18 protein-coding genes are annotated in these 17609 nt (G+C 34.9%); 12 read left to right on the top strand and 6 right to left on the bottom strand.

Going from position 1 to position 17609, the window contains the following annotated elements:
- Nucleotides 1-590 precede the first annotated feature (590 nt).
- From EA412_11480 to EA412_11455, 6 genes are all read left to right on the top strand, one after another.
- Nucleotides 591-824 (top strand): DUF4160 domain-containing protein, encoded by a 234-nt coding sequence (locus EA412_11480; GenBank protein ID TVR77343.1) that lies wholly within the window; start codon nucleotides 591-593, stop codon nucleotides 822-824.
- A complete protein-coding gene (locus EA412_11475; GenBank protein ID TVR77342.1) occupies nucleotides 808-1161 on the top strand; it encodes a DUF2442 domain-containing protein in 354 nt (117 codons plus the stop codon). The genes EA412_11480 and EA412_11475 overlap by 17 nt, the downstream gene beginning before the upstream one ends.
- A gap of 1043 nt (nucleotides 1162-2204) precedes the next feature.
- Nucleotides 2205-3572, top strand: coding sequence for a hypothetical protein (locus EA412_11470; GenBank protein ID TVR77341.1), 1368 nt, complete (start codon nucleotides 2205-2207; stop codon nucleotides 3570-3572).
- 3 nt (nucleotides 3573-3575) lie between these two features.
- Nucleotides 3576-4913, top strand: a complete 1338-nt coding sequence (locus EA412_11465; GenBank protein ID TVR77340.1) for a hypothetical protein — start codon at nucleotides 3576-3578, stop codon at nucleotides 4911-4913.
- A 42-nt stretch (nucleotides 4914-4955) separates the two neighbouring features.
- Nucleotides 4956-6056 carry a glycosyltransferase gene (locus EA412_11460; protein ID TVR77339.1) on the top strand — a complete coding sequence of 367 codons (1101 nt, stop codon included), beginning with the start codon at nucleotides 4956-4958 and terminating at the stop codon, nucleotides 6054-6056.
- Nucleotides 6057-6058: 2 nt separating this feature from the next.
- A complete protein-coding gene (locus EA412_11455; GenBank protein TVR77338.1) occupies nucleotides 6059-7087 on the top strand; it encodes a glycosyltransferase family 2 protein in 1029 nt (342 codons plus the stop codon).
- Nucleotides 7088-7096: 9 nt separating this feature from the next.
- On the opposite strand, the gene pdeM is transcribed toward EA412_11455, so the two are convergent.
- From pdeM to EA412_11440, 3 genes are all read right to left on the bottom strand, one after another.
- Nucleotides 7097-7756, bottom strand: coding sequence for a ligase-associated DNA damage response endonuclease PdeM (pdeM, locus tag EA412_11450; GenBank protein ID TVR77337.1), 660 nt, complete (start codon nucleotides 7754-7756; stop codon nucleotides 7097-7099).
- Between the two features lie 17 nt (nucleotides 7757-7773).
- On the bottom strand, nucleotides 7774-8859 hold the full coding sequence (locus tag EA412_11445; protein TVR77336.1) for a hypothetical protein: 1086 nt from the start codon (nucleotides 8857-8859) through the stop codon (nucleotides 7774-7776).
- Nucleotides 8860-8928: 69 nt separating this feature from the next.
- Nucleotides 8929-9108 carry a Lacal_2735 family protein gene (locus tag EA412_11440; GenBank protein ID TVR77335.1) on the bottom strand — a complete coding sequence of 60 codons (180 nt, stop codon included), beginning with the start codon at nucleotides 9106-9108 and terminating at the stop codon, nucleotides 8929-8931.
- A 219-nt stretch (nucleotides 9109-9327) separates the two neighbouring features.
- On the opposite strand from EA412_11440, the gene EA412_11435 reads away from it, so the two are divergent.
- The 5 genes from EA412_11435 (at nucleotide 9328) to EA412_11415 (ending at nucleotide 13792) form a co-directional block, all read left to right on the top strand.
- Complete coding sequence (locus EA412_11435; protein TVR77334.1) at nucleotides 9328-9600, top strand: 30S ribosomal protein S15; 273 nt, start codon at nucleotides 9328-9330, stop codon at nucleotides 9598-9600.
- Nucleotides 9601-9654: 54 nt separating this feature from the next.
- Nucleotides 9655-11769: a polyribonucleotide nucleotidyltransferase gene (pnp, locus tag EA412_11430; protein ID TVR77333.1), complete on the top strand. Its 2115-nt coding sequence runs from the start codon at nucleotides 9655-9657 to the stop codon at nucleotides 11767-11769.
- A 315-nt stretch (nucleotides 11770-12084) separates the two neighbouring features.
- The gene (locus tag EA412_11425) at nucleotides 12085-12543 is read left to right on the top strand and encodes a hypothetical protein (protein ID TVR77332.1); all 459 of its coding nucleotides are present in this window, start codon (nucleotides 12085-12087) and stop codon (nucleotides 12541-12543) included.
- A 9-nt stretch (nucleotides 12544-12552) separates the two neighbouring features.
- Entirely contained in the window at nucleotides 12553-13245 is a 693-nt protein-coding gene (locus EA412_11420; GenBank protein ID TVR77331.1) for an NAD-dependent deacylase, read from the top strand.
- Nucleotides 13232-13792 carry an NUDIX hydrolase gene (locus EA412_11415; GenBank protein ID TVR77330.1) on the top strand — a complete coding sequence of 187 codons (561 nt, stop codon included), beginning with the start codon at nucleotides 13232-13234 and terminating at the stop codon, nucleotides 13790-13792. Before EA412_11420 ends, EA412_11415 begins: the two co-directional genes overlap by 14 nt.
- 53 nt (nucleotides 13793-13845) lie before the next feature.
- Here EA412_11415 and EA412_11410 read toward each other — a convergent pair whose 3' ends face one another.
- Nucleotides 13846-14193, bottom strand: coding sequence for a 4Fe-4S dicluster domain-containing protein (locus tag EA412_11410; protein TVR77329.1), 348 nt, complete (start codon nucleotides 14191-14193; stop codon nucleotides 13846-13848).
- A gap of 131 nt (nucleotides 14194-14324) precedes the next feature.
- Here EA412_11410 and EA412_11405 point away from each other — a divergent pair, with 131 nt between their 5' ends.
- Nucleotides 14325-15356, top strand: coding sequence for an acyl-CoA reductase (locus tag EA412_11405; protein TVR77328.1), 1032 nt, complete (start codon nucleotides 14325-14327; stop codon nucleotides 15354-15356).
- 210 nt (nucleotides 15357-15566) lie between these two features.
- Here EA412_11405 and EA412_11400 read toward each other — a convergent pair whose 3' ends face one another.
- Nucleotides 15567-16460, bottom strand: coding sequence for a WYL domain-containing protein (locus tag EA412_11400; protein ID TVR77327.1), 894 nt, complete (start codon nucleotides 16458-16460; stop codon nucleotides 15567-15569).
- A 93-nt stretch (nucleotides 16461-16553) separates the two neighbouring features.
- Nucleotides 16554-17609 carry a bifunctional diaminohydroxyphosphoribosylaminopyrimidine deaminase/5-amino-6-(5-phosphoribosylamino)uracil reductase RibD gene (gene ribD, locus EA412_11395; protein ID TVR77326.1) on the bottom strand — a complete coding sequence of 352 codons (1056 nt, stop codon included), beginning with the start codon at nucleotides 17607-17609 and terminating at the stop codon, nucleotides 16554-16556.

Genomic DNA, 17609 nt, shown 5'->3' with positions numbered 1-17609 from the left:
TCAGAAAATAGACAAAGAACAGCCTCACTCCCCACCGTCATTGGTAGCTTCAAAAGGGGAGCCTTGCGGGCTTGCTTGAAGTGTGACAATTCCTGATTGGGGCAGGGGGTTTCAAAAGTTTTATCAAGCACTTCTAACCCTTTTTTAAATAGTAAAACCCTCCTCTTTTCTGTCATGCTGACGTCAGGAAGCATCTCCGTATTGATAGGGAGATTTCTCACAACATTTTCCATTTCCAGGTATAATTTTTACATTTCTTTTCACTTGGATCTTAGTCTTCTTGGAATTTGGTCTCTTGTGTCTTGCTATCCTCCTTGACCCGCTATGCTTTCACTTGCTAAAAAAATAAAACTCAAACAGTGACTGATTACAAATCCCAAACAGCGATGAGGACTGTTTGAAATGATTTTATCAGTTTAAATTAGCAGTAAAAAGAATATTTGGTAAAAAATGAGCGCGACGCTAGTATAAATAATGGTCTTAGAGAGAGATTATGAACAGAGGGTGTTGCGTATAATTTATTTCCATAATAAAATATCACTTTTGTGGAATCAAGAAAACAAGAAAAATGTTGTAGTTTTATAATCGTTATGCCTACAGTAATTACAGTAAAAGGATACCGTTTTTATTTTTACAGTAATGAGAATGACGAACCTGTTCATATTCACGTAGAAAAGGCAGAAGGAAATGCTAAATATTGGTTAGAACCGATTGAAGAGGTTTATAGTTATGGTTTTACAATACGTCAACGAAGAGAAATTGCTAAATTGGTAGAAGAATTTCAGGAAACATTAAAAGAAGCATGGTATGAGTACTTCAAATAATATTAGAAATAAACATTCAAATGATTCATTTGACCGTTTAATATTTGAGAAAAAATTAAGAGCTAAGACATTAATAATCGATAAAGAATTAGATGTTTTATTGATTCTGTTTAATACAGGAAATGTATTGAAAGGTCGCCTTTCAGATTATCCGAAACTTAAAACAGCTTCTAATGCTGAATTGGAAGATTGGCGTTTAATCAAGGATGGTATAGGAATTAGATGGGAAAGTTTAGATGAAGATTTGTCCATTAAAGGATTTATTAAAAAGTTTGCATTGAATCAAGCTCTTAGAAGTCTGAAGAGTAATGGTGATGACGAGATTTTATTCGCTTGACATTTGCCACCCTGTCGCATATGGCACACAAGTATTAAATGGAATATTTGATAAAAAATCAGCGAGACGCTCGGATAAATGATGGTCATAAAGATGCTTAAACCAGAGAGGGTTTTTACATTAAAAAATACTTTCCTAAACCTTTTTTTAGAAATAAAGGGTCAACAAAAAAATCGCGGCTGAATTCCTCCTTGACCCGCTAAGCTTTCACTTGCTAAAAATTTTAAACTCCTTGCGTCGAACAGTAAAATTTTTCACGCAAGATTCAAGCAGCGGGTACCCCAAGTCCGGAATAAAGGCCGCATGCCTTCTGCGAAACGGCTGCTTTATGGTCTTTCAATTAGAGTTTAGATCCATTTGCCATTTGCCATCATAATTTTTTCCATTTTCCTCTTTTGAGTCTTTGTTCCGGGATATTCAAAGAGTAGCAATCTCATTATGCTCTGTATATTACTCACCCTGAACCCTCTCTATTGCTAGAGAGGGATTAGTGGTTTATCTCTGAATGGGAATGACTGTTTATGTCAGAAAATGGACAGAGAACAGCCTGACTCCCCACCGTCATTGTGAGCTTCAAAAGGGGAGCCTTGCGGGCATGCTTGAAGTGTGACAATCTCCTGATTGGGGGCAGGTTTAAACAGTTTATTGAAAGGTAGATAGGTGGCTGAGCGTGTCGAAGTCAGCGGACTTGAAATTATGAAAAATCTAACTTAAGAAATAGCCTTAGAACATTGAATGCCAGTCGGAGGCTACTCAACACTTACGCTCGCGAGACGCGAATGCGATATTCTTATTACTAAGTACTGCCTTCGACTTACTACGACTCCGCTCTGTACAGGCCGCTCAGGCAGCGGCGATGCCAACAGGAGGAAGCTCCACCACATTTGCCATTTGCCATCATAATTTTTCCATTGACTGCATAGTGCCTACTGCTACTGCCTACTTTCCCTTTGGTTCTCGGTCTCTTGGGACTTTGCGAAGCTTTCCCCCTTAATATTTGCATATAAATATGACAGTTTTTAATTTACGATTAACTTTGCGAAATGCTTAAAATCACAATACCTGAGGGAAATTTGCCTGAAAAGGAATATATAATCCGCACTATGCTTGTGGATTTTTTAGGTATTGAAATTAAGACAGTTACCGACCCGGAGCGTTTTTTTTATACCATAGAATTACCAAACAAAAAGAAAATTCGTATAAGAGAGCAGTTCTTCTCCGGCTTCTGGAATGATACTGATTATCTGGATAAATCGGCAATCCCTGATAAGGTTATAGTAGTTGATAATCCATTTAGAACAAACGAGCAGCTAAACCTGGTTTTTGGAGCAGATTTTTTTGATAAATCTCCGGAATCAACAGAAGCAGATATAGATTGCGGATATGATATTTTTGCATCTGCTTTTTTTATGCTGAGCCGATGGGAAGAAAACGTGATTACTGAAAAAGATGAACATGGTCGCTTTCCGGATAAGTTGTCGTTTGTGGTTAAAAACGATATTTATAAAACACCAATAGTTAATACTTATGTTGAGTTTTTATGGGATCTGTTGCTGGAAGCAGGTTATAACGGAGAAAGGAAAGCCAGAACCTTTGAATCACATATTACCCATGATGTAGATTTTTTTCAAAAATTTGATGATTTTAACAGGTTCCTTCGCATTAGTGCCGGCAATCTCTTGTCCAGAAAGTCACCCTATTTATTTTTTCAGGATGTCTTTTTATATCTCGAAAAGCTTTTTAGCGGAAAAGACCCTTATGACACTTTTGATTTTTTGATGGATATTTCAGAACAGAATAATTTAGTGTCCACATTTAATATTCTACCCGGATTTAAAGGGGAGAAAGATGTCTGGTTTGATATCAGAAGCCCGGAAGTTGAAGAGCTACTCCAAAAAATTCATAATAGAAATCACAAAATCGGATTTCACCCTTCTTATGATGCTTTTAATAATCGTCTGCAATTTAGGGAGGAGTTAGAGAGATTAAGTAAAGCAAAGCCCGCTGAAAGTAAAATTGATAGTGGGAGACAACATTTTTTGCGGTTTTCCATTCCATATACCTGGAGAATTTGGGAGGAAGCAGGACTGAAAAAGCATATGGGAGTAGGATTTTCATCTCTCCCGGGTTTCAGAACAGGCGTTTGCTATCCCTATAAACCATTTGATGTTTTAGAAAGGCGTACATTAAATATAGAGGAATACAGCCTTCATGTTATGGAAGTAGCAGTAGATAAGCATGCAAAAAAGAACGATATGTTTTTAAGAAATATTATGGATATCATTAAGCGGATTAAAAAGTATAATGGTAACTTTGTACTCCTTTGGCATAATAGCAATTTGAATGATTTTAGATGGAGGAAAAGGAAAGATATTTATAAAAAAATCATAAAGGCATCTTCGGGCTCATAGATAATGTTTGAAATTCTGCTTATAATTTATTTGTTTTCCGGTTTGGCAAAAAGTCTGCTCCTTTCAGCAGGTTTGCAGTTACCGATAGACTTGACTTTATTGTCCGGAGTTTTAATGTTTGCAGCTGCCGCTAAAGATTTTATTTTTGAGAAAAATCATTTAACTGACTTTTTTAAAGACAAGCTAAAACTAAGTATTTTCAGCCTTTTAGTCTTATTTTATTTATGGGCATTATTTTCATTGCTCAATATACCGGATATTAATTACCCATTTGTTAAAGCATTTTACTTTCTTACCATAATGTTGCCGGTAAGTTTGCTTTTTTTTCGAACGAAATTTAATGCTAAGCTATTTATAAAGCTTTTTATCCTTTTTTCTTTTCTTTTTTCACAGGTATATTTTTGGTTGTCTCCCAATGCAAAATATTATTTACCGCAAGATCAATTTCATCTAAACTATATTGTCTTAGTCGGTTTTGGATTGGCATTGTCTTTCAAAATGGGCGTGGCAGCTTTGATAAGCCTTTATTATTTTAAAAATAAAATTCTGGCAGTCTGTGTTTCGTACTATTTCTTTTTTATCATTTACTATATGGCAGCCCGGGGAACTGTTTTTATTTTGCTGCCGGTCTTTTTGATATTAATTATAGCAGAGCGAAAAAGAATATTTTCTTACTTAAATACTACGTTACTTGCTAAAAAAGTAGGGGCACTCATTGTTTTGCAGATAGTCTTATTGATTTTTATTCAAATAGATGAAAACAAAAAATGGACTTTTGACCGGGCAAATTACAGAACATTGTTACTCCTGGATGCTGTTGGAACAAAAGATAATCCTGAAAGTATAGCCAGTTATCTACAGGAAAAAAGAGATGAAGAAGCTGCAGTGGAGACAGGGGAAAAGCTTATATCAAGTTCAATGAATCGGTCTGTTTTTTCACGGGTATGGCATATTCAGCATGTAATTGAAGTAAGTACTGAAAGTTTTAGCAATTTCATGATTGGCAAAGGATTTGGAACCTATGCGTATTATTGTTGTGGTGAAGATTTGTTGGATTATCCTCATAATATTTTGTTGGAAATATTATATGAGTTGGGGATAATTGGGTTGATAATTTTTTTAGCTTTTATAGCTCTTATATTTATAAAAGTAAAGCAAAATAAGTTTGTATTGATGCTTTTTATTTTATGTGCATTATTTTTATTTCTAAATGCTATGAAATCCTCATCAATTGTTGAGATACGTGATTTTTTTACCTTTGCTGCAATCATAGCTTTTATGGAAGGTAGCAAAAGCTCCTCAAATAACTTTTTAAGCAGATTCAAGGAAAAAGTTAAATAGGGGATAGATTGATTAAGGATTTTGGATAGTAAAAATTATAGTGTGAAAGTATGTCACCTTACATCAGCTCATCCCAGAAAAGACAACAGGATTTTTTATAAAAACTGTGTAAGTCTTTCTCAGTGGTATGAGGTTTATTTAATTGTAGCTGATGGTCTGGGAGATGAATTTGACAAAGGCATTCAAATAATAGATGCAGGCAAAAAGAGGGCCGGTCGATTCAGCAGAATGTTGTTTAGCACCTATGAGGTTTATAAAAAAGCAAAAAAGGTAAATGCAGATATCTATCATTTTCATGACCCGGAATTACTTCCATATGCTTTAAAATTGCAAAAAAAAGGTAAAAAAGTAATTTATGATGTTCATGAAGATTTGCCAAAACAAGTTTTAAGTAAACATTGGATCCCCTCATTTTTAAGGAAAACCGTTTCAGGCTTAGTTACAAAAATTGAAAAACATGCTGCTCAAAAGTTTAGTGGAATTGTGACAGCAGATGAAGCTCCTTATCTGAGATTTCAAAAATATCAAAAGGAAAAAACGATTTTGACCTATAATTATCCAATAAAAGGAATGTTTAAAAACACAGACTTTGCAGAAAAAAATCAAAATTCGCTATGTTATGTAGGTGGATTAACCAAAATTCGGGGAATTAGGGAAATGGTGGAAGCTGTGGGTTCAATGGAAGTAGAATTTCATTTAGCCGGAGCCTATTCGCCGCTTTCATTCCGGGATGAGTTAGTTAATTTATCGGGCTGGAAAAAGGTTGCAGAATATGGCTTTGTAGGACCTGAAGAAGTTCAAAAAATTTACAGTAAAAGCAGTATAGGTTTGGTGATGTTACATCCCACAGAAAAATATAAGGAAGCCTTACCGGTAAAAATGTTTGAATATATGTCAGCCGGTTTAGTTGTTTTAGCATCAGATTTTCCAATGTGGAAAGAAATTCTGAAAAAATACGAGTGTGGATTGACAGCAGACCCCCTTAAACCGGAAGATATTCGCGAAAAAATTAAATATTTACTGGAAAATCCTCAGCTTTGCCGGGAAATGGCTTTAAACGGGATAAAAGCTATAGAAACTGAACTGAACTGGTCTACACAAGCTGAAAAATTAAGGCATTTATATGCGGGATTAAAAGATTAACTATGGAGCCTTTTTCGCAAAAAAGCGTTGCAGTTGTTATACCCTGCAGAAACGAAGAAAAGTATATTGGAAAATGTTTGGATTCATTAATTCAAAGTGACTTTGATTTGAGTCAATTGGAGATTTACGTATGTGATGGCAGAAGTGATGATGATACCCGAAAAATTGTTGCTCAGTATGAAGAGAAATATCCATTTATACAATTGATAGACAATCCTCACTTAACGACTCCCCATGCTTTGAATGCAGGAATTACAATGTCTGAAACAGATTTTGTCGTGATTTTGGGAGCCCATGCAGCAGTAGATAAAAATTTTATTAAAAAATCTGTAGAAGTTTTTGAATTGGACGATAAAATAGGCTGTGCCGGTGGAATAATAGAAAATGTAAATGAAGATGCTAAAACAGCTATAATTGCTGCGGCTATGTCATCGCCTTTTGGAGTAGGCACCGCTTATTTCAGAACCGGTACAAAAGAAGGTTATGTTGACACGGTGGCTTTCGGCATGTATAAAAGGGTGGTTTTTGAAAAAATAGGCTTATTTGATGAATCGCTGGTTCGAAATCAGGATGATGAATTCAATTTCAGGTTGATAAATTCCGGATTCAAGATTTACCTTTCGGCACAAATACAATCAAAATATTATGTAAGAGCATCATTCAGTAAGCTTTATAAACAATATTTTCAATATGGCTACTGGAAAGTGTTTGTAAATAAAAAACATAAGACAATTACTACTCTCAGACAATTAGTGCCGGCCGCCTTTGTTTTATTTTTGTTTACCGCCTGGTTGCCGGCTTTGCTGAATGTTAAATTTATTTTTATTTACATTGGTTTTATGCTTTTGTATCTCATGGGTTCTTTTTACTCAGCTTATAGGAAATCTACTGTAATTAAAGATATGATTGGTATAATGGCTGCTTTTTTCATTTTGCATTTTTCTTACGGAAGCGGATATTTGAAAGGTATTCTTCATTTTTATCTTTTAAATAAAAAACCGGTCTCAAAAGCCTCTGAACTCAGCAGGTAATTTTTCTTATTAACTTTTCACTTCCGAAACTTCATTTTTAAGGCATACAAATACTCTGGAGTTTTTAACCGGTTTTATAAAAGCCAGTCCTGTGAAGGAACCAAATGCCGGTAAAAGAGCATATTTTTCTGTAAAATAAAATACAGGGAGTTTCAGACTTTGTCTGCCCGGACCATGAAGCCTTATGCCGGGATGTATATGTCCGTAAAAGGCATAATAATCCAATTGATCTTCTATGGAATCCGGTTCATGAGAAAAAATAAAAGGCTCATCAACAAAAGGATTTTTGCTTAATTCTATATTTGCATCTTTGTAAAAACTATCCGGCATTAAGTCGTGATTGCCGGTGATAAGTAACATGGGTATCGGAATTTTGATTCTCCATTCCAGAAAGAAAGAGGCAAAGCTATTGTAAAAAGAATGAAATAAGTCTCCGTTAACGATTACTTTTTTCACTTCAAATTTGTCAATTAGCGTTTCTAAACGATTTAAATTTTCATAATCAGCTTGTTGCGGTAAAGGTACGCCTGCTTTTCTAAAATGAGCAGATTTCCCCAAATGCACATCTGAAAGTATAAGTGATTTATCTGACGGACGAAAAATTGCCTTTTCGGGCAACAAGTTTAGCTGTTGCCCGGCAATTTCTATCGTAATAAAGTTTTGCGACATGCCTGTCAGGCTAAATATTAATATCTGTTAATAGAAGCAATACGATCATGCTTTTCTAATGAGCCTTCTTTTACAAAACGGACATTACCGCCTTTTAAGATGACCATTTCTGCTACATCATCCACAGCATCTTCTATATGGGACTTTCTGTCTTTGTTTGAATTCAGGCTTATACTCAAACCGCCTTCTTCCAGGTCCGCACCAACAGAAAAGTTATCTTCAACAATCAGGGTGCGAATTCTGCCTTCATGCGCTTTTCTCCAAACCTGACTGATGCCGGAAGTATATGTACCTCTGCTAACCGCTTCTGAAAGTAAACCAAGTAAGCTTTCCTTTTCTTTTTTGATATGTTCTTCTAAATGAGGGTAAATCACTTTATTTAATTCGTGAGGAGTAGCGTAATCATAACTTCCTGTGATATAAAATAAAATATGGCTTTCATTTTTAGTAATTTTCTTGAAAAAACCTACTTGTTTATCAACACCTATAATTACTAAAGGTAAATCCTGACTAACGTGTTTTGTCAGAGCATCATCAATGAAAGTAACTAATTTAAGTCTGTTTTTTTCATCAAATGAACTTTTATCTCTGGCTCTGGGGTCTCCAAAGCTTGAATCGTGGTTTGCCAAATCATCTATTCCTACCGGAAAGTCTTCCAATTCCATCTCAGAAAGACTACTGTTATAGCCTTCATAAACCTTAGTCTTTTTATCACTTATAACCACAGCCGCATAATGATACATTCTGTTTAAAGTATGAACGATATCCCTCACCTGAAAAGATTCATCTATAACTACATTTTTTTCAACCCGGAAAGGCATATAAACAATTTCCAGCGTTTCATTAGATATAAAAATACCCATTCCGTCGAGTAGGTGTTTATAATCTATTTCTTTCTGGAAGTTTTCCATTTTATCCAAAATGCTTTGAATTTCTCTTTTGTGAAACTTATCTAAAAGTCTGCTTTCGGCATCTTTCAAAAGGTTTTTAATAACAATTTCATCTTTTTTGAAATCGGGAAAAGTCCGGCTGGTCGGTAATAGAATTGAAACGCACGGATAAGATTTATAGCTTTTTAACTTTAATAGTTGTTCGTGAATCATAGTTTAACTTTGTTTATTTAATTTTTTTACAAAAATAGAAGAAATAACATAAAATAAAAGAATGTAAGGCTAAGACTCGCCTTTTTTCTTTAGCTCTTCAATTTTTTTCATTATTTCTTCAGCTTTTCCTACATAATCTCCGTAGGCATGGAGGTCACCATTTCTTTGAGCATCTCTGCCTTTTTCCATTAGCTCAAGATAATCTTTTTCTAATTTCTTTAGGGGGTCTTTCTTAAATAATCCAAACATATTTTTATTTATATAAACATCTTGATTGCTAAATAGTTTGAAAAAAGGGCATTGAATTTTGGTAATTGATCTCCGAAGTGCACTTTATTCAAATTAAATTTGCCTTTTTTACCGTTAAAATCAGAAACAGCAGATAATTTTTTGCAGAGAAATGATAAAATTAAAAGATAAAATGCTAACTTTGTGGCTGATTTACAAAAAGGAAAATTAGTAAAGACAATGTCATATTTAACAAAAGAAAAAAAACAAGAAATCTTTAAAGATTTCGGTGGTTCAGAAATGAACACAGGATCTGTAGAAGGCCAGGTTGCCTTATTAACGTTTCGTATATCGAGCTTAACAGACCATTTGAAGAAACATCGTAAAGATTTTTCAACCACACAAGCCCTGAACCGGATGGTTGGAAAGAGAAAAAGGTTGCTAAAGTACCTTCAGAGAAGAAATCTGGAAGGTTACAGAAAGTTAATCGAAGATTTAAAATTAAGAAGATAAGCCCCCAAAAATTAAAAGCCTTAGGGGGCTTTTTAAGTTACAAAATAATCATAAATGAATAAATTAGGAACAAGTATAAGTTTCCAAATGCCGGATGGCAAGGAAATTACAATTGAAACGGGAAAGTTAGCTAAGCAGGCTGATGGTTCCGTTGTAGTTAGAATGGGTAACACTATGTTACTGGCAACTGTAGTCAGCGCTAAAGAAGCTAAGGAAGATGTAGATTTTCTTCCATTAACAGTAGATTATCAGGAGAAATACGCATCAGCAGGAAAGTTTCCCGGTGGTTTTTTTAAGAGAGAAGCAAGACCTTCCGAGCATGAGATTTTAATCAGCCGTTTAGTAGACAGAGCTATTCGACCAATGTTGCCTGATGATTATCATGCAGATACTTTTTTGAATATTAATCTTATTTCTTTAGGAAATGATGATATGCCGGATGCTTTGGCCGGTTTGGCTGCTAGTGCAGCTATTTCAGTTTCTGATATCCCTTTTAACGGTCCAATTTCAGAAGCAAGAGTAGCCAGAATTGATGGTGAATATGTTGTGAATCCCGGAAAAACGGATTTAGAAAGAGCTGATATTGATATGCTTATGGCAGGAACATTAGAGAGTATAATCATGGTAGAAGGTGAGATGAATGAATGTTCTGAAGAAGAAATGATTAAGGCCATAGAGGTAGGGCATGAGGCTATTAAACTACAGTGTACCAAGCAAAATGAGTTGGTAGCTATGCTAAATGTTCAAAAAAGAGAATATTCTCATGAAAATCATGATGAAGAATTAAAGCAGCGAATAGAAGATTTTTGTTTTGATAAAATTCAGGAAGTCGCCAGAAAGCAAAATGCCGATAAGCTTCAGCGTGCTGACGATTTTAAAGCAGTGAAAGAAGCCCTTTTGGAAACCTTATCAGAGGAAGAAAAAGAGGAAAAGGCTTTTATGATAAATCAATATTTTGGTTCAATATCAAAAAAAGCAATCAGAGAAGTTGCATTAAGTGATAAAATTCGTTTAGATGGTCGTAAGAATAATGAAATTCGCCCAATCTGGTGTGAAATAGATTATTTGCCGTCAGCGCATGGTTCAAGTATTTTCACAAGAGGAGAAACGCAATCACTTACAACCGTAACATTAGGAACAAAAATGGATGAGCAAATGGTTGATGGAGCTACTACCAGTGGTACACTCGACTTTATGCTTCACTATAATTTCCCTCCATACAGTACCGGTGATGCAAGACCTTACAGAGGTGTCGGAAGAAGAGAAGTAGGACACGGAAATCTTGCTTTAAGAGCATTGAAAAAAGTATTACCCGATAGCGAAACGAATCCTTATACTGTTCGTATCGTTTCTGATATCCTTGAATCTAACGGTTCATCATCTATGGCTACAGTATGTGCCGGTTCACTTGCCTTAATGGATGCCGGTGTGAAAGTAAAAGCTCCTGTTTCAGGTATAGCTATGGGATTAATTTCTGATGGCAACCGATATATGGTTTTATCCGATATTTTAGGAGATGAGGATCATCTTGGAGATATGGATTTTAAAGTTACCGGTACAGAGCAGGGAATTACTGCATGTCAGATGGATATTAAATTGAAAAGCCTTGATTTTAATGTATTAAAAGAAGCTTTACATCAGGCAAGAGAAGGCAGACTTCATATTCTTAACGAAATGAACACATTAATTCATGAGCCGCGTGAAGATTACAAACCTCATGCACCGAGAATTGTCAAAACCAGTATTCCTAAAGAGTTTATTGGAGCGGTAATAGGACCGGGCGGTAAGGTTATACAGGAAATTCAAAAGCAGTCTAAAGCAATAATTACTATCGAAGAAAAAGGTGATGTGGGTATTATTGAAATAGTTTCTTCAGATAAAGCAGCGATTGATAAGGCAATGAGTATGATTAAAGGTATTACAACTATGCCGGAAATTGGAGAAGTCTATGAAGCAACGGTAAAAACGATTATGCCTTACGGAGCTTTTGTTGAATTTTTACCCGGTAAAGAAGGATTACTTCACATTTCTGAGATAGAGTGGAAACGCTTAGAGAAAGTTGAAGAAGTCTTAAATATCGGAGATCAGGTGAATGTAAAATTGCTTGATATTGACGAAAAAACAGGAAAATATAAACTTTCTAGAAAAGTTCTTTTAAATAAAAACTAAGTTTTTAAACTAAGCACAATTAAAGCCTGAAAGATTTCTTTCAGGCTTTTTTTTTAATAAACGCTTTATAATTCTACTTTTAGCATGTTTTTTGTCTATTTTTTTTGATATTTTTAGAAAAAAGCCTGTTGAAAATAAATCTAACTATAGTACTTTCACGTTTGAATTGTCAGTTAGTTAGTGTTAGTTTTCAAAAAATGACTTTCAATCTGTAAATTAGTAACTAATTTTATTAAAAAATGCATCATGAATAATGTAAAATATGTATTTCTATTGTCACTTATCTTTTTCGTATCATGCAATTATTTTGAGCGAATGGATCCGGTTTCTCAAGCATTTATAGGTGACAGATCCGGAGTGTTCAGAGGTATTGAGTTTGATGTATCTATAGAAGAAGTTAAAGAGGCAGAATATGGTGAGCTATTGGATGAGGACAATGATTTTTTACATTATATTGACAGGCCGGAAGGAGCATCTACAAATGATTTTTTGGATATACAGTATTTTTTTAACGGTGCCGGTGAATTGGATATGATAACGGCTTTCTATTCTTTGAATAACCTCGAAATGATACAGACAATTGAAAAGGATGTCTATGAATATTTCACACGTAAATACGGCAGAAGTCAGTCTGACGAAATAGGTTGGCATGTTTGGGAATATAATACAAGAAGAGGACAAGCGGGAGTAGTTGAGTTAAGCATGAAAGTAAATGTGGAAGACGGTTTTAGAGGCATAGAATTAGAAGCCGTAAAATATATCAAACTTCAATAGCAAAAATCTATGACCAAAAAAAGAATAATTGTTTTAAGTGGTGCCGGTATTAGTGCAGAAAGCGGTTTGTCTACATTCAGAGACAGCGGAGGTTTATGGGAAAATTATAGAATAGAGGATGTAGCAACCCCTGAAGCCTGGCAAATGAATCAGGATTTGGTGCTTGATTTTTATAATATGCGTAGAAAACAACTTAAAGAAGTTAAGCCCAACAAAGCGCACACATTCATTGCCGATCTGGAAAAAAATTATGATGTCACGGTAATTACACAAAATGTTGATGATTTACATGAAAGAGCCGGTTCAACGAATATTATTCATTTGCATGGTGAATTGCTCAAAGTAAGAAGCACCGGCAATGAGAATTTAATTTATGATTGGGAAAAAGACTTGGTAACCGGTAATCTATGTCCGGAAGGCAGTCAGTTACGTCCGCATATCGTTTGGTTTGGAGAGGCAGTCCCTATGATATATAAAGCCATGGATTTGATGCCTTCAGCTGATATAGTGATAGTAATAGGAACCTCTTTGCAGGTATATCCTGCAGCCGGCCTTGTGAATTATGCCAGGCCGGGCGTGCCTGTGTATATTGTTGACCCCACATCGCCTCCTGTACATGGTCTTGATAATATTCATTTTATTAAAAAATCAGCTACGGAAGGGGTAGAGCAAATCAAAAAAATTTTAAATGAAGGAAAGTAAGGTAAAAAATCCGTGGACACTATTAGACAGTTCGGTGCATTATGACAATAACTGGATTCGTTTGCGTGAAGATAAGGTACTAAACCCGGCAGGGAAGCCCGGCATTTATGGTGTTGTAATGGTAAAAAGTGTTGCTGTAGGCGTAGTACCTCTGGATAGTGATGATAATATTTATTTGGTCGGTCAATATCGCTATCCCCTGAATCAATATTCATGGGAAATTCCTGAAGGAGGTTGCCCGATAGGGGAAGATGTGCTGGATGCAGCAAAGCGTGAGCTTAGAGAAGAAACCGGAATTATTGCGGCTAAATATACTCAATTAATGGATTTGCATACTTCTAATTGCATAACCGATGAAAAAGCAATTGTTTTTATAGCTGAAGATTTTCAAAAAGTAGGGGAGATTGAACAAGAGGAAACGGAGGAATTGCAACTTAAAAAAGTGCATTTTTCTAAAGCTTTTGAAATGGTAATGAAGGGAGAAATTACAGATGCTATAAGTGTGGCAGCAATACTGAAATTGCATCATTTAAGGCAAAAAAAATAGCGGACACTAAAGAATTACCAAAAGTATCCGCTATTAGAAAAAGTTGAAATGGATTATAAATGCATTTTTTCTTTGCGAGCAAGTAGCTCTTCTTCACTATCCACATTATCCGGATCAGGAACGCAACAATCAACAGGACATACAGCGGCACATTGAGGTTCTTCGTGAAAACCTACGCATTCTGTACACTTATCCGGCACAATAAAGTAATAGTCTTCCGCTATCGGGTCAAATCGTTCATTCACATCTACTTCAGAGCCGTCTTTTAATTTAACGGTTCCACTTACTGTCGTTCCGTCAGACATTGCCCACTCAACTCCGCCTTCGTAAATTGCATTATTCGGACATTCCGGTTCGCATGCTCCGCAATTTATACATTCATCAGTTATCATTATAGCCATACAAATAGATTTTAGTTAAAAAAACATGTTGCAAAATTAATAAAATGCAATCATTAAATACGTAACAACGCTTTTTATGTTTGAGTTTAATTTTCTGAATTTTTGCAGGCACTTTTTTGTATTTTTGCAAAATGGATTTGAAAGAAAAAATTGAATTGCTCGGTAATCTGAGAGCTTTTTTAGAAGAAAAACCTGCTGTCTTAAAAGAAGGGATTCGTTTAGCCGGTGAGCATAATAAATGGTTCACTGAAGATAATGTAAACCGTTCTCTGGGGCATATAGCCCAAAAATTCCTGAATGAGGATGCATTACTGAAATGGACTGATAGTTTTAAGGATAAAATACCAAATGAAAAGCCGTCTAAAAAGTTAGCCCTGATAATGGCAGGGAATATTCCTTTGGTCGGTTTTCATGATTTTTTAGCCGGTTTTATCGCTAATTATACTTCAGTAATTAAAATGTCCTCAAAGGATAAGTTTTTATGGCCGATTATTAATGATTTTCTAAAATCTCAAAATAGTGAGATTGCAGATTATATTCATTTCTCAGAAAGGATTAGTTCCCCTGATGCTATTATAGCTACGGGTGATGACAATACACACAGGTATTTTGAATATTATTTTTCCAAGTACCCTCACATTTTGCGCAAAAACAGAAATTCTGTAGCTTTTTTAGATGGAACTGAAAGCGATGAGCAGCTGAAATTACTGTCGGATGATGTATTTACGTATTTTGGTCTGGGTTGCCGGAATATCACAAATGTCTTAATTCCGGAAGACTATGATGTAACTAAGTTGCTGGATATTTGGGAGGATAAATATAAGCTTTCACAACATACAGGATATCTTAATAATTTTGATTATCACCGCTCTTTACTGTTATTGAGTAAACGGGAGCATTTGGTATCTGATTTTTTAATTCTTTATGAAGATGCTTCTCTTTCATCACCTGTTTCTTGCTTACATTATCAAAAGTATAAGAATATAGAGCACGGAATAGAAATGCTGAATAATTTTAAAGATGGAATACAATGTATAGCCGGTGAAAATGAGATTTTACGTGAAAAAAAACTTGCAATTTCATTTGGGAAAACCCAATTTCCTGAGCTGGATGATTATGCTGATGGTCAAAATACTTTGGAATTTCTGATTAAGAATCATTAGTTTTTCTGATAAAATAGCCTGTTAGTTGCCTGCGCCAAAAAGGAACCGGATAAGGGTAGAATGACACAGACAAGCTAACAGGTTTAACAAACAAAACAATCTTGGTTTTCAGTTGTGTTTAAAAAAAATACATGCTTGAAATTTATATTCTTAAGTGCTTTGTTTACTTATAAATACAAAGTTCAACTATGCCTGCGACAACTAGTGTCGTTATAAAACTTTTTTTAATTTTTCTGAAAGGTAATTTTTAAATTCATCGGATTCTATTACTTCAATCTCATCGATCAGGCCTAATGTAAATCTGCCAATGCCTTTAAAAGAGTTTACGGTAGGAGTAAAGTAAATATTTTTTTTAGATCTTTTTATATACCTTTCAGAGCCCGGAAATTCTTCGGTTAAGAGACTGTAAGCACGTAAACTAAGTTTCAATTGAATTTGATAACTCTTTTCTCCGTTCATCCCAAAAATGTCAGTTTCCAGAGTTTGATGATTTTTTTCATTAGTCCAATTTTTACCGGTATTTTCAACTCTTTGAATGCGTTCGATTTTAAACTGTTTCACACTATTGCTTTCCGGTTCAAAAGCCAATAAATATCTGCAATATTGAATCAACCGTATAGGCTCAACACAGCGATCTTTTTCTGATTCACTATTTACTGAAGTGTAGTTTTTAAGTATAATTTGCTTTTTCTCTTTAATAGCGTTTCGAATCTCACTGATGTTTTTACTAATGTTTAAAAGATAAAATTCATCTGTTATTTCATCTATTTCAGTTAGAGCATAGAGTTTTTGCAGTAAGCTGTTTTTAAAAACGGATTGCCCTGAGTGATTCAGCAAACATTCTTTAACTAAAGAGGCTTCTTCCAGACTAAAAATGATAAAGTTCTCATATTTTAGGTTTTCATTAGCCAATTTGTTGATGAAAAACCGGGGACCTTTTTTTTCGATATTAAATCCGATATCTCTCAGCAATTCAAAATATCTTTCAATAGTTCGTACATTAACATCAAAATCGGCAGCCATTCTTTCCTTTGAACAACCAATTGGGGAACGCAAACGACTAATAACATTGAAAATTCTGTATATTTTTTGGTGGGCAGACATCTTGTTTTATTTTTAGAATAAAACAAATATAAATGTATAATTTACTTATTTCAATTATTATAACAGATTTAATGATAAAACATCAAATTGTGTTTAAAAATTATTATCATTTAGAGTATTGAAAAAATACTGTAATGTATTTCCTTTTATGTCAGTTGAATATTTAGTTTTCTGATTTAAGGATGGTGCCGGGATTCCATCATCCCAATTGCTGTCACCAATCCAAATTCTCGCTTCATCCCACAAATTGTTGTCAATAAACTTATCCAAAGTAAACTTGCCGCCTTCAACCAGAATGGATTGTATGCCTTCTGAATACAAATGTTCGAGTGCTTTATCTATAAAGTTTTCTTTAGAATCAATTTTGAAATAAGTTATATTATCCTGTGTATTATTTTTGAGATGATTAAAAATGATGAGTTTGCTATTATGGTTTAAGATAGGATGACTATTGGGAATGCTATTTTCCGGATCAAAAATTATTCGGATAGGGTCTTTCCCTTCCACATGTCTGACATTTAATCCGGGATTATCAATCAAAACCGTATTTGAACCAACTAAAATTGCATTTTCCCGGCTTCTCCACAGGTGGGTTTGGATATCTGCAAATTTATTGGTTATCCATTTTTTTTCAGAGCCGATAGGGCAGAAGTAAGCATTTTGAGTTTGGGCCCATTTTAAAATGATAAATGGTCTTTTCTTTTCAAAAAAAGTATAAAATCTTCTGTTTAGAAAGCGACATTCATTTTCTAAAATGCCATAGATGGTTTCTATGCCGGCATTTTCTATTTTTTTAAGGCCTTTCCCACTCACTATTGGATTTGGATCCAGTCCACCTGCAACTACCCGCCTGAACTTTTTTTCAATAATCAAGTCACTGCATGGCGGAGTTTTTCCATAGTGACTGCAAGGTTCTAAATTCACATAAATGGTAGACTCGGGTATGAGTTTTCTTTTGTCTTCGGGCACAGAATTATAGGCTTCAACCTCAGCGTGAGGAAGGCCTGCTTTTTTATGAAATCCTTCTCCGATAATTTTGTCATCATGAACTATTACAGAACCAACCAATGGATTTGGGTAGGTTTGTCCGGCTGCATTTTCAGCCAACTGGATACACCTTTGCATATATTTTTTATGCACAGTATCCAT

It is taken from the genome of Chitinophagaceae bacterium, from assembly GCA_007695095.1.
In the GTDB taxonomy this organism is placed as follows: Bacteria; Bacteroidota; Bacteroidia; order Chitinophagales; family REEL01; genus REEL01.
Note: the sequence above shows the minus strand (reverse complement) of the source record. Positions and strands in the feature narration are given on the sequence as shown.